We start from the raw sequence: 13,523 nt of genomic DNA on the forward strand, positions 1-13,523 counted from the left end.
ATGAGGCGCGGGATTTTTTTTGCCCGGCATATTTAACTACCGCTCGATGTCGAGGATTCCTGGCGTAAATGCGCTACCGGTCATATGACCCACTGCGGTTTAAAAGGAATGCTCATGTCTGATCCGACCCCAACCTTAATACGAGTGCCTACGGTAAGCGCCGTCAGGGCACAGTTTGCCAGCCGTCCAACCCTGGAAAACGCCACCCGGCAAGCCCTGGCATCAGCCATTGCCGAAAAATACCCCACACTGGAGATCGATCTTTCCCGCGCCCGGCTGGCCACGCCGGACTCGGACGGGACCTGGAGCTTGTCGCCATTGATGCCGCGGGTGCTGGATTACCTGGCCAGCGGTACGAAGCTGGACCTGCGCCCGCGTTTCAACCGGCCTTTCTACCTGTCCAGCGAAACCGGTGACTGGCTGGCCCCGGCCGACGGCAGTGTGGACATGCAGGTCATTGAAGCACTGATTGAAGAATTGCCCTGGCGCTTGCCCATCGTCCTGCAGAGTGTCTTGAGTGATTACTGGCGTGAAGCGTCGGATGCCGGCGACAGCCGTTGGCGCTGGTTCAGCGATGTGCTCAAGGACACGCTGAGCATCTGCGCCGTTCGCCAGCAGGACCTGGGGGGCGGGGCGCGGGAAATGATCGATCAGATCATCCAGTGCCCCGAACGCGCCGAACGCATGCGCCGTTACAGTGTTGACGCAACCTATGCCTATTGCCTGGAGATCACGCTCGGCGCACAGGGTGATTCCAGCCCGTACTTGAGTCCGACACTGGTGCTGGCCCGGGCCCGACAGGTTCTGCTGTGCCACCCTGACGGCCAGGTCAGGACATTCTCTTTTCTGGATGAAGCCATCCGTGATGAAACGCAGCGTATCAACCAGACGTTGGCCTTCGAACAGATTCAGATCAACCGTTATGAACCCGATGGCAACCTCTTCGATACCCAGGCGGCAATCATTCTTGACCGGCAGCTGGAGCGCCTTGGCGCACTTCAGCTGCCTGCCCGTGTCGGGCTGCAGGCCTTGCAAGCGGTGTACACGGAGTTGACCGATCCCGCGTTGGCACTGCTCGATGCCCCGCAGGTCAGCGCGCAAGCGCTCGATACGCTAAGGGCCGCGGTGCCTGCCTGGCTGCAACAGGCTCCGCTGGCCGATCAGGCCACTTACCGGCGCTACAGCCTTGAGCTGGCCCTGGCGAAAAAAAGCAGTCAGGGCCGGACCTTTCTCACCGGCATTGCAGATATCCATCAATTCACCGTCGAAGCCCTGACACGGCAGATGCAACAGGATCAGGCGCGACTGGAGACGCACCTGCTGGAGCACATACCCGGCGCCATGTACCACCCCGACGATATTGAACTGACGTTCCAGAGCGTGATCGGTTCGCCCGGCACACTCGGCAATCCGAGTCCGGTCGGCATCGTCGAACGCGTCACCATGAGCCTGACGGAACTGGCGCTGAAAAACCTCTCGGGCAGGCCTCAGGGGCATGTGACCCTGCGCCATCGACTCGGTCTCGCACTGCCTGCCTGGCTGACCCCGGAATACATCACGCGCCGCGGTGGCTTGATCGAACAGGTCGATATCGGACGGGTATACCCGCAACAATTGCAGGCAATGTTATTGGGGGATACGCCGGATGCGCTCAAGCGTGAACAGCTATTTTCCGATCAGGTCAGTGTGCAGTTGCCCTTGCAGGCACTGGAATCCAGCCTCAAGGGTGAAAACGGCCTGTCCCCGCTTGGCGCGCGTTACGTTGCTGCACTGATGCACCCTGAAGCCCGGGGGCGGGAGGTCGAAGGTGTGCCGATTGTCATTCGTCATTTGGCCTTGCTGCGCAAGCCCGATGCGCGCCCGGATGTGGTCAGCAATATGTTTGTGATAGAGCCGGTAGACCAGGCAGTCGGGCCACACCTGTTGTATCGCCCGCTGTATTCCCCGGCGCTGCACGAATTCAGTTCCCGCGCAGCATTACTGGATGCCATTGCCACGCCAGGGGCGTTGCAAACCAGCGTGTTGATCTGGTTGAGCGACCTCGCTCGGCCCATTTATGCCAATGGTGGCTTTCAAGAGCCGCATTACGTACGTTTTGGTCAGGGCAGCGATTTCTCTACGCTGGAAACACCGCTGCCGGCCAGCCTAGCGACCGATGGCGCCAGCGATGAGTTATTGCAATCGCTGCAGTACGGCAAGTTGCTGGAGTTCCTCTACGGCAGCAACGCCCGGGCTTTGGTCGATCAGGCGAACAGAGAGTCCGTGTCCAACAGTGAAAGTCGCTGGGAGGTTTTGCTCGAAGGTGGCGGCCTTATCTTCAATACGTTGTTGCTGCCCGTCCTGCGGGGGCCGGCCATGCTCACCGGTTGGTTACTCAGCCTGATAGCGTCTGCCGTACGGGAGATTCCGGCCTTGCACAGCACTGACCCGATCCAGCGCGAACTGGCCATGGTCGACCTGCTGCTCAACCTGGGCATGCTGTTGTTTCAAATGGCGCCGGGCGGGCATGGCGGGACCGTGCAGCTGGACCGCGGTATCAGGCAGCAGGTGGTGCGCGCGCGGGCGCCTGAGCGTGTGGCCGAGCAATGGCCGGTTCCACCGTTGCCCGGGGTCATTGACGGAACCGTTGCCCTGGCCGGTGAGTTGCCCCGGCCGGCAACCACCACCCTGGATTTCAGCTTCGCCAGTGCCCGTCATCGGCTGACGCCGGGCCAGCGCGCCAGGCTGTCGCGTTTCCAGGTGCAGCCCTCCGGACCTTTGCCTGCACCGTCACTGGACGGGATCTATGTCATCGACCAGAAGCGGCATGTCCGGGTGAACGGCAATCTGTACCGGGTCGACAGTGAGGCGGGCGGGGGGCTGGTGATCGTCGACCCGAATGACATCAATCTCCGCGGTCCCGGTCTGCAGTGGGCAAACGGTCAATGGACGCTGGACTTGGGGTTGCGTCTGAGAGGGGGCATGCCGCCCAAGCGACTGGCCGCCCTGCGCCAGCAAAAAGCGGAGCGTAAACACCAGCTGCAAGCCGAGTATGACCAGTTCCTTGCGCAGCAGGCGACACAGCAGCAAGAGATCGATATTGCACAATCGGTCATGGAGCGTGCCGCTGAAGACCCCAGGTTCACTGCCGAACAACGTGCCACTTTCCGGCAGCGGTTCAACAACCTCCTGCAGAAACAGACGGCCGTTTACCAGCAGTTGCTGGAGAGTCATCAAGAGCGTACCGAGCTGCAGATCCCGATTCCCGTTGCCACGCGGGCGATTTTGATGGAAAACCTGATCAACAATGCGCGCAAGTCGGTGGTCATCTCGGAGCTGAATCGCAAGGCTCACTATGAAAAAGGTGCCTCTTTCAACGGACGCGGTCCAGAGCTTGAAAAAGCCATCGCGGCCCATCACGAGCAATACCCGGAGTACGTCAAGGAACTGGTAGAAATCAACGAGCGCTCCATCCATTGGCTGGAGGTGAAGGATCGCTGGCTGGCAGAGTTGTATGAGCTGGGTGAAGCGGGGGTCGAGCGCTATACGCGCCTGACCCGCGACCGTCCGGTCGAAGAAATGAGTGCGCTGTGCGTCAAGGGCATGCAGCTGCATGCCATTGTCCTGCCTTGCATCAAGGTGTGGGAGCGGACGCTGCCGGAGAGCCTGAATGCGTTGCTAGAACCCATGCAAGAACAGGTACGCACGCACACCGATCTCGATGCGCTGGATTTTACGACCAGCGAACGACTGGAGGTATTGAGCAGTCTGGTGGAGCGTTACGGCCGGGTGCTGGATGCCTTGCAAGGCATTGCCATCGTCAATGTCGACGAACTGGACCACGCCTACTTCAACCGGCTGCTCAAGCTGGTGGAGGATCTGTACCAGAATGTGGCCAGGCAACTGGAGGTGGCAATGAAGCCTGCTGTCGAAACCCGCAGGCCCGCCCCCAAGCGGACACCGCATCCCGTCGGCGCACCGCACAAGCGTGTGATCAGGACCCGTCATCGCGGCAGATTGATCGGCCAGACGCGACAGCCAACCAGAGACTGGCCGCTCGAAGTGGTCGAAATCCGCTCTGAATACAACAACGAATTGCTGGCGACGTACTCAAGGCACGGGGATGTATGGGATGAAGTTCAAGGCCTCAAGCCCGCCGAGGTTCGCCCGGCCGCGCGCCCGCTCGACCAGATCAAGGGCGAGGCGCGCAAGCTTTTCAGTCAGCTCGACAATCATGTGAAGCGGGCTGACAGTTACAGCAAGATTTCCAGATACCCGCAAGAGCTGGAAGAGGTGCTGGCTCACGAGGCGGAGCGCCTTGAACATATAGCGACGGAACTTGAACAGGCGATCCAGGCCACCGCGCATAGCTCACGTCAGGAAGCGGATCTGGCACTGGTGAACGACATGCGTGCGGGTGCTGCCCGTCTGGCCGGCAAGGGCCGTGAACTGCGGACCCAGGCGAGCCTGGACTTGCCGCCTACCCATGGCAACCTGCAGCATTTGCTCGAACATGATCTGGTGCAAATTGCCCGCTTGGGCGAGCGTATAGCCCTGCGCGGAGAGCGTCGCGATTTCATCCAGGAGTACGCCATCAATCACAAGGGCGGCGCGCCCCTGTGGTACGCCCATTTCCATTACACGGCGGTTGACACGCCCAAGCAGAACTACACGGTGGCGCACCTGAAAACTGCGGCTCAACGCAAGCAGAGCTATTACACGCTGCTGTCCGATGCGCAAAGCTCGCAAGCGGCGGTCAACGTTCACCGTGGGCAGATCGGCAAGGACCTGGCGCAACGCTGGTTCCTGCCGTTGGCGCCCTGATTCAGCAGCATGAGGGCGAGTCAGGCCCGCCCTCATGCCTGGCCGGCAGGTAGCGCAAGGTTGAATCCGGCGCTGCAGGTCGCCACTCCAGCCATTACGCAATCACCGTCAAGGCTGCGTCCTGCAAGCCGCTTAAATTGCCTGACTCTTCTCGGGCGGTTAAAGTGCGCCTCCCCACGTTTCGCCTGAGGTAGATCCATGAGCCAGTCCTTTGATATCGCCGTCGTCGGCGCCACCGGCACTGTCGGCGAAACCCTTGTACAAATACTCGAAGAGCGCAGTTTTCCGGTGGCTGACTTGCACTTGCTGGCCAGCAGCGAATCCGCCGGGCATTCGGTGCCTTTTCGAGGCAAAAACGTAAGAGTGCGTGAAGTCGACGAATTCGACTTCAGCAAGGTCAAGCTGGTGTTCTTCGCTGCAGGTCCTGCCGTTACCTTGAGTTTTGCAGCCAAGGCCCGCGCCGCGGGTTGCGCGATCATCGACTTGTCGGGTGCGTTGCCGGCGGATCAGGCACCGCAGATCGTGCCTGAAGCCAATGCACAGGCGTTGGCCGGCTTGAAAAAACCGATTCAGATCAGCAGTCCGAGCCCGTCAGCCACGGCTTTGGCAGTTGTGCTCGCGCCATTGCGTGACGTGCTGGATATTCAGCGGGTCAATCTGACCGCATGTCTGGCGGTGTCTGCCCAGGGCCGTGAAGCGGTGTCCGAACTGGCGCGTCAAACCGCCGAACTGTTGAACTTGCGCCCGCTGGAGTCCACGTTCTTTGACCGGCAGATGGCATTCAACCTGCTGGCTCAGGTCGGCAAGCCCGATGCACAGGGTCACGTGCCGCTGGAAAAACGCCTGGTGACCGAATTGCGCCAATTGCTGGGAATGCCCGCATTGAAAATATCGGTGACCTGCATTCAAGCGCCGGTATTTTTTGGCGATAGCTTTAGTGTGTCACTGCAACTGGCGGCACCGGTGGATCTGGCTGCAGTCAATGCCGCGCTCGAAGCGGGCGACAGTATCGAACTGGTGGAAGCGGGCGATTATCCGACAGCAGTCGGTGATGCTGTGGGTCAGGACGTGGTGTATGTCGGACGTGTTCGTCAGGGAGTGGACGACACTTCTGAACTTAATCTGTGGCTGGCGTCAGATAACGTACGCAAAGGGGCCGCACTGAACGCCGTTCAACTGGCTGAGTTGTTGATAAAAGACCAGCTGTAAAAGATACTTGGCGTCAATTTGCAGAATGGTTCTAGGCTGCTGTCGGGGCTTAAAAGTGTAACAGGGCAAAATACCTGGCCTTCAATGCACCAGGTACCTGCCTTCAGGCAGCAGCTACACAGGTCTCGGGGGACGGGACTTGCACCAAAAAGGAAGAGGCTATGGTTCAGGTTCGCAAATTAGTGTTAGCAATAGCCGCCGCATCGGCGCTTTCGTCCGGCCTGGCACAGGCGCTTGGGCTCGGTGAGCTGACCCTTAAGTCGACTCAGAACCAGCCACTGCTGGCTGAAATCGAGTTGCTGGATGTCAAGGACCTGACCGCTGCTGAAGTGGTGCCGAGCCTCGCACCGGAGCCAGAGTTCGCCAAAGCCGGGGTGCCACGCCCGGCGTTCCTTGACGATCTGCGCTTTACCCCGGTGATCAATGCCGATGGCAAGAGCGTGCTGCGCGTCACTTCCAGCCAGCCGTTGTCCGAACCTTTCGTCAAATTCCTGGTGCAGGTCATGTGGCCAAGTGGACGTTTGCTGCGTGACTACAGCGTCCTGCTCGATCCGGCCAAGTTCTCGCCCCAGACCGCTGCGGCGGCTTCGGCTTCGGCCGCTTCCTCAGCAGCCTCTACGCACACCACCACGGCACGTGACACGCTATGGGAAATTGCCGCGAAGGCGCGCAACGGTGGCTCGGTCCAGCAGACCATGCTGGCGATTCAGGCGCTTAACCCCGATGCCTTTATCAACGGCAACATCAATCGTTTGAAAACCGGTCAGGTATTGCGCCTGCCGGATGCTACGCAAAGCGCCCAGTTGCCCCAGGCCAAAGCTATCGCAGAGGTCGCGTCGCAGAATGCCGACTGGCGCAGCGGTCGTCGCACGGTGCCACTGGCCCAGCAGCTGGACGCTACCGGTCGCGCACCGGAGGCGGCTTCCACAGTGGCCAGGCCGGCAACGGATGGCCTGAGCCTGGTGTCAGGCCAGGCAGCCAAGGCCTCCGCTGAAGGGGCGGCCGGGGACGCGAAGAATTTGAGTGACAAGCTGTCGATGGCCCAGGAAGGACTGGATTCCAGTCGTCGAGAAAATGCCGAGCTGCAAAGCCGGATGAATGATTTGCAAAGCCAGCTGGACAAGCTGCAACGCTTGATCGAGTTGAAAAACGATCAGTTGGCCAAGCTGCAGGCTGATGGCGCTACGGCTGCTGATCCGGCGGTATCGATCCCGGCCCAGTTGGCCGGACAGGCGCCGGATGCACCTGAAGCCGATATTGCCCCGGCGGCGGAGGGTGTGCCGGCGACTGCAGTGCCACCATCTCCGGCGCAGGACGAGGAGGGCGCGAGGAGCGCCGAGCAACAACTTCAGGATTTGCTGGGTAGCCCGCTGTTTTGGGGGCTGGTCGGTGGTGCTGCTGTAGTGCTGCTGCTTTTGTTGTTGCTACTGGTGCGCCGTCGCAAAGCGCTGCAAGCGGCAGAGCGGCATGCGCGAATGGCGCGGGAGCTTGAGGATGAGTCCGGTTTCGAGGAAGACCTGGATCTGCCGCAAAGCAGCTTCGAGGGGCTTGAAGTGCCAGAGCCGACCGTCAAACTCGAACCTGCACCTGCACCTGCACCTGCACCTGCACCTGCACCTGCACCTGCACCTGCAGCGGTTGCTGCGCCGGTGGTGGCGGCAGCGGTCGCCGTTGCAGCCCCTGCAGCGGTGTCGCTGGTCAAAACCCCGGCAGATGCTCTGATTCAGGCCGAGCACTTGATCGAGCAGGGCCAGTTCAATGAGGCGGCCGAGTTGCTCAAGGCTGCTATCGAGCAAGCGCCTCAGCGCAGTGACCTGCGTCTGAAGTTGATGCAAGTCCATGGCGAACTGGGTGAGCGCGAGGCCTTTATTGGTCAGGAGCGCCAGTTGGTCGCCAACGGCAAGAACTTCGCCGAAGTCGAGCAGCTTAAAAGTCGTTATCCGTCCATGGCAGCCGCCGCTACCGGGATTGCTACTGCAGCCGTTGCCGCCCAGCTGGAGGCGCAGTTCGTCAAGGACATGCTGCGCGACGAGTCGCCGGCAAAACCTTACACCGATAAATTCGATCACGACTTCGACCTGAGTCTCGATGAGCTGGAGTCGGTGTCGCCTGCCGAGTTGTCCTCCGGTCCGGCGTCCGACCCGGCGACGGCCGAAAACGCCCAGAGCTTCGAAGCCGTCCTCAAACAGCAGGCCGAAGCCGAAGCTGCGGGCGAAGATCCATCGACATTCGATCTCGACCAGCCGGCAGACTTCGACTTGTCACTGGCCGACAAGGACGTGCCACCTGCGGCTGCACCCGACAGCTTTTCTATCGAACTGGAGAAGGTGAATGCCGAGCTGCGACGCCTGTCGAAAAGCTTCGAGCAGCCACCGATTGCCCAGCCCTTCGCCGATACGGCCAGGTTTGATGCCGACGATGCAGTGGAGCAAGGTGATGAGCCTGAGTTCGACTACCTGGCGGGGAGCGATGAAGCAGCCACCAAGCTTGACCTGGCCCAGGCCTACATCGACATGGGCGACGGTGATGGCGCCCGGGACATCCTGGCTGAAGTCATGGCCGAGGGTAATCCGGAGCAACAGGCTGAAGCCCGTGAAATGCTGGCCCGCCTGAAGTAGCAGGGGCTCGTAGTAGCCTCCAGCGGCAGCCATCAGGGCTGCCGTTGTCGTTTCTGGGGATTGCTGCTTGCGGGTGACTCCAGAAACGAGGGTGCCTCGCTTGTGCAGGAATTGCCCTATAATGCCCGCCTTTGCGTTTATGAGCAGGCTGTAAGTTCTTGGCAAATATAGATAACGCAGCCGCTGAAATGGCTGCTGAAGGTTTTTCCCGCATTGCATTGGGTGTGGAGTACAAAGGCTCGCGTTACTGCGGCTGGCAGCGTCAGGCCAGCGGTGTACTAACGGTTCAGGAAACCCTGGAAGATGCCTTGTCGAAGGTTGCCGCCTCGCCGGTCAGCTTGCTGTGCGCCGGGCGTACCGATGCCGGCGTGCATGCCTGCGGGCAAGTGGTGCACTTTGATACCCGGGCCGAGCGCTCCCTTAAAGCCTGGGTGATGGGCGCCAATATCAATTTGCCCCATGACATCAGTGTCAGCTGGGCCAAGGTCATGCCCGCGCACTTTCACGCGCGTTTCAAGGCCATTGCCCGGCGTTACCGTTATGTGATCTACAACGATCAGATCCGGCCGGCGCACCTGAACCAGGAAGTGACCTGGAATCATCGCCCGCTGGACGTCGATAAGATGGCCGAAGCCGCCCGGTACTTGCTGGGCGTACATGATTTCAGCGCCTTTCGCGCCGGGCAGTGTCAGGCCAAATCGCCGATCAAGGAAATGCACCATCTGCGGGTGACCCGTCACGGGCAGATGATCGTGCTGGATATCCGCGCCAGCGCGTTCCTGCATCACATGGTGCGCAACATCGCCGGGGTACTGATGACCATCGGTGCCGGCGAACGACCGGTGGAGTGGATCAAGGAAGTACTGGAAAGTCGGGCCCGCCGTTCGGGGGGGGTGACGGCCCATCCTTATGGCCTGTATCTGGTGCAGGTCGAATACCGCGATGAGTTCGAGCTGCCACAACGTTACATCGGCCCGCACTTCTTGACCGGTTTTACCGAACTGGACGGCTGACGCCCGGATAAGCATTTGTTACCATCCGGGGCTTTCGCATTTAAGCCTTGGGGTGCAACTGACATGTCAGCCGTTCGCAGCAAGATCTGCGGTATTACCCGCATGGACGATGCATTGGCAGCGGTTGCCGCCGGGGCTGACGCGCTTGGCTTTGTGTTCTACGAAAAAAGTCCGCGGGCGGTAACGGCGCAGCAGGCGCGGGCAATCATTGCGGGCTTGCCACCGTTTGTGACAACGGTGGGGTTGTTCGTCAATGCCAGTGCCTGTGAATTGAATGAAACGCTCGATGCCGTACCGCTGGACATGCTGCAGTTTCATGGCGACGAGACCCCGGAGCAGTGCGAAGGGTATCACCGGCCCTACATCAAGGCCCTGCGGGTCAAGGCCGGGGATGACATTGCTGCAGCCTGCAAGGCCTATGCCGGTGCCAGCGGTATTTTGCTGGATGCCTATGTAGACGGTGTGCCCGGGGGAACCGGTCAGGCATTTGACTGGTCTTTGATACCTCAAGACCTGAGCAAGCCGATCATCCTGGCGGGCGGACTCTCTGCCGGGAACGTCAGGCAGGCCATTGACCGGGTTCAACCTTACGCAGTGGATGTAAGCGGGGGCGTCGAAAAGAGCAAAGGCATCAAGGATCACGATAAGATTCGTGCCTTTATGCAGGCGGTACGTGCAACAAACTGATGCGCGATGTGACGGTTGGCAGCCTGCCACCGTCCATCATTACCGCTGTAAGAAGCAGGCGGGCCCGGTGGTTTGACGGGCAGAAATTAAAGCGGCGGCCGCTCTGGGGCGTGTTGTCGGGAAGGCTGAGGGTTTCGGGGGTTTACGCTGGTTTGCCGTGTGCTGACCGCTGCGCCCGATAACCATCGCCATACACCTAATAAATTTAGCTCAAGGGCATACGCGGGGCTTGGACCTGAGGGTTCGAGTCACCGGTACTGGAGAAAGAAAGCATGAGCAACTGGTTGGTAGACAAGCTGATTCCTTCGATCATGCGTTCCGAGGTCAAAAAGAGCTCGGTACCTGAAGGCCTGTGGCACAAATGCCCGTCTTGCGAGGCTGTGCTTTATCGTCCAGAGCTGGAAAAGACCCTGGACGTTTGCCCCAAGTGCAACCATCACATGCGCATTGGTGCGCGTGCCCGTATCGACATCTTCCTGGACGCCGAAGGCCGTGCCGAGCTGGGTGCCGATCTGGAACCGGTTGACCGTCTGAAATTCCGCGACAGCAAGAAGTACAAGGACCGTCTGGTTGGTGCGCAAAAGCAAACCGGCGAGAAGGACGCACTGATTTCCATGAGCGGCAAGCTGCTGGGCATGCCGGTAGTGGTGTCCGCATTTGAGTTTTCGTTCATGGGTGGTTCGATGGGCGCCATTGTCGGCGAGCGATTCGTTCGTGCGGCCGACTATGCACTGGAAAACCGCTGCCCGATGATCTGCTTCGCAGCCTCCGGTGGCGCTCGGATGCAGGAAGCCCTGATCTCCCTGATGCAAATGGCCAAAACCTCCGCGGTGCTGGCGCGTCTGCGTGAAGAAGGCATTCCGTTCATCTCGGTTCTGACCGATCCGGTCTACGGCGGTGTTTCGGCCAGCCTGGCGATGCTCGGTGATGTGATCGTGGCTGAGCCCAAGGCGTTGATCGGCTTTGCCGGTCCGCGGGTGATCGAGCAAACCGTGCGTGAAAAACTGCCGGAAGGTTTCCAGCGCAGCGAGTTCCTGCTGGAGCACGGCGCAATCGATCTGATCATTGCCCGCCAGGAGCTGCGTCCACGCCTGGGCAACCTGCTGGCCCAAATGATGGGTCTGCCGACGCCAGTATTCATCGCCGCACCCGTAGAGCCGATTGTTGTTCCACCGGTACCCGCAAACATATGACTCAGCGCACCCTTGGCGAGTGGCTCGCCTATCTTGAACAGTTGCATCCAGCAGCTATCGACATGGGCCTGGATCGCTCGCGAGAGGTGACGAACCGCATGGGGCTGCAAAAGCCTGCGCCTCGGGTGATCACGGTCACCGGCACCAATGGCAAAGGTTCGACCTGTGCGTTTGTCGCTGCTTTGCTACGGGCGCAGGGGCTCAAGGTCGGGGTCTACAACTCTCCGCACCTGGTGCGTTACAACGAACGCGTGCAGATCGACGGTGCCGAGGTCTCGGATGCGCAGTTGTGCGAGGCCTTTGCCGCGGTTGATGCCGGGCGCGGTGAGACATCCCTGACCTACTTCGAGATGGGCACGCTGGCCGCGTTCTGGCTGTTCGAGCGCGCGCAACTGGATGCCGTGGTGCTCGAAGTCGGGCTTGGCGGGCGTCTGGATGCGGTCAACCTGGTGGATCCCGACCTGGCGCTGGTCACCAGCATCGGGGTCGACCACGTTGAATACCTGGGCAATACCCGCGAATCTGTCGGCTTTGAGAAGGCCGGTATTTTCCGTGCCGGCAAGCCCGCCCTCTGTGGTGACTTGAACCCTCCTCAAACATTGCTCGACAAGGCTCGGGAGCTGGACTGCCCGCTGTTTGTCCGTGGTCGCGACTTCGATCTGGCCAGTACCGATCAGGCCTGGCACTGGCGGGGCAGGGATGGGCGAGGGCAAGTCGTAGAGCTGCGTGACTTGCCCTTGCTGGACTTGCCCATGGAAAACGCCGCCCTGGCCTTGCAGGCCTACGCGCTTATGGACCTGCCCTGGCTGCCAGAGCAGATTGTCAGCGTGTTGTCGGCAACCCGTGTCATCGGTCGTCTTGACCGACGCCAATTCAACTGGCGGGGCAAACCCTTGAATATACTGCTGGATGTGGGCCATAACCCGCATGCGGCTGAGTACCTGGCGCGGCGTCTGGCGCAGCGTCCGGTGGCGGGCAAGCGTCTGGCCGTGTTCGGCCTGCTGGCCGACAAGGACCTGGATGGCGTAGTGTCACAACTTGCGTCGGCGGTTGCGTGCTGGGCCGTTGCCCCGCTGAACACCGGGCGTACACGTCCGGCGGCGGAGATTCAGGCGGTACTGCAAGGTCTTGGGGCATCCGTTGCCAGTCATGACAGTGTGGCGGCCGCGCTCGAAGCGCAATGCGAGCGGGCCACGCCCGAGGACGAAATCCTGTTGTTCGGATCATTTTATTGTGTCGCTGAAGCGCTCGAGTGGCTGGAGCGGCGTGCCACGGAGGAGACTGCAAATGGCTTTGCTGGATAAGGTGTTCAAGCAGCGGATGGTCGGCGCCCTGGTATTGGTGGCCCTCGCCGTGATTTTTCTGCCGATGCTGTTTTCGCGTGAAGACGAGCAGCGTCAGTTCCAGGTTGATGCACCGACCGCTCCGCAGGTGCCGGTCATGCCTCAGGTTCAGGTCGAGCCTGTGGCGGTGCCTGAGCCGCAAGTCATTCCTGAAGAGCCGGCTCCCGTCGAGCAGGAGGTCGTGGTGCAGCAAGCGCCGGCCCCGGTCGCGCCTCCTGTGGTGAAGCCGGCGGCACCTGTCGCCAAGCCGCCAGCGGTGGCGCCGGCACAGGCGGTCACGCAGGCACCTGGCAAGCTGGATACCACGCAAAAGCGGGTAGACCCCAACGGTCTGTCTGTTAGCTGGTCGGTTCAGCTGGTGAGCCTGTCCAATCGAGCCAGTGCTGACAATCTGCAAAAAACCCTTCGTAATCAAGGGTATAACGCTTATGTGCGGACGTCGGGCGGGATGAACCGGGTTTTTGTCGGTCCATTGCTTGAGCGTGCCGAGGCTGATCGCTTGCGTGATTTGCTCGGCAAGCAGCAAAATCTCAAGGGTTTTGTGGTGCGCTTCCAGCCTGAGCGGGGTTGAGACTGTAAAAAGGTTCAATCTGATTGCTAAAGCGCTGATAAATCGCCTTACCTGAGCGGCGGCGCTCTGCTAAAATGCGCCGCCTT

At 60.5% G+C, this 13,523-nt stretch carries 8 protein-coding genes; all 8 read left to right on the forward strand.

Annotation, left to right across the window (positions count from 1 at the left end; genetic code table 11):
* The first annotated feature begins 114 nt into the window (after positions 1 to 114).
* The 8 genes from AWM69_RS11520 to AWM69_RS11555 all read left to right on the forward strand — a co-directional run bounded on the left by AWM69_RS11520 (position 115) and on the right by AWM69_RS11555 (position 13,437).
* On the forward strand, positions 115 to 4,803 hold the full coding sequence (locus AWM69_RS11520) for a hypothetical protein (protein WP_218726861.1): 4,689 nt from the start codon (positions 115 to 117) through the stop codon (positions 4,801 to 4,803).
* 198 nt (positions 4,804 to 5,001) lie between these two features.
* Complete coding sequence (locus AWM69_RS11525; RefSeq protein WP_218726863.1) at positions 5,002 to 6,012, forward strand: aspartate-semialdehyde dehydrogenase; 1,011 nt, start codon at positions 5,002 to 5,004, stop codon at positions 6,010 to 6,012.
* A 161-nt stretch (positions 6,013 to 6,173) separates the two neighbouring features.
* Positions 6,174 to 8,630: a FimV/HubP family polar landmark protein gene (locus AWM69_RS11530; RefSeq protein ID WP_218726865.1), complete on the forward strand. Its 2,457-nt coding sequence runs from the start codon at positions 6,174 to 6,176 to the stop codon at positions 8,628 to 8,630.
* Positions 8,631 to 8,818: 188 nt separating this feature from the next.
* Complete coding sequence (gene truA / locus AWM69_RS11535) at positions 8,819 to 9,643, forward strand: tRNA pseudouridine(38-40) synthase TruA (RefSeq protein WP_131654745.1); 825 nt, start codon at positions 8,819 to 8,821, stop codon at positions 9,641 to 9,643.
* Positions 9,644 to 9,706: 63 nt separating this feature from the next.
* A complete protein-coding gene (locus tag AWM69_RS11540; RefSeq protein WP_131654693.1) occupies positions 9,707 to 10,330 on the forward strand; it encodes a phosphoribosylanthranilate isomerase in 624 nt (207 codons plus the stop codon).
* A 272-nt stretch (positions 10,331 to 10,602) separates the two neighbouring features.
* Complete coding sequence (accD, locus tag AWM69_RS11545) at positions 10,603 to 11,523, forward strand: acetyl-CoA carboxylase, carboxyltransferase subunit beta (protein WP_048382118.1); 921 nt, start codon at positions 10,603 to 10,605, stop codon at positions 11,521 to 11,523.
* Complete coding sequence (gene folC / locus AWM69_RS11550) at positions 11,520 to 12,827, forward strand: bifunctional tetrahydrofolate synthase/dihydrofolate synthase (RefSeq protein WP_131654694.1); 1,308 nt, start codon at positions 11,520 to 11,522, stop codon at positions 12,825 to 12,827. The genes accD and folC overlap by 4 nt, the downstream gene beginning before the upstream one ends.
* Positions 12,811 to 13,437, forward strand: coding sequence for an SPOR domain-containing protein (locus tag AWM69_RS11555; protein ID WP_218726866.1), 627 nt, complete (start codon positions 12,811 to 12,813; stop codon positions 13,435 to 13,437). Before folC ends, AWM69_RS11555 begins: the two co-directional genes overlap by 17 nt.
* Positions 13,438 to 13,523 lie beyond the last annotated feature (86 nt).

The sequence above is a fragment of the Pseudomonas sp. D1HM genome, assembly GCF_019266105.1.
Taxonomy (GTDB): domain Bacteria; phylum Pseudomonadota; class Gammaproteobacteria; order Pseudomonadales; family Pseudomonadaceae; genus Aquipseudomonas; species Aquipseudomonas taetrolens.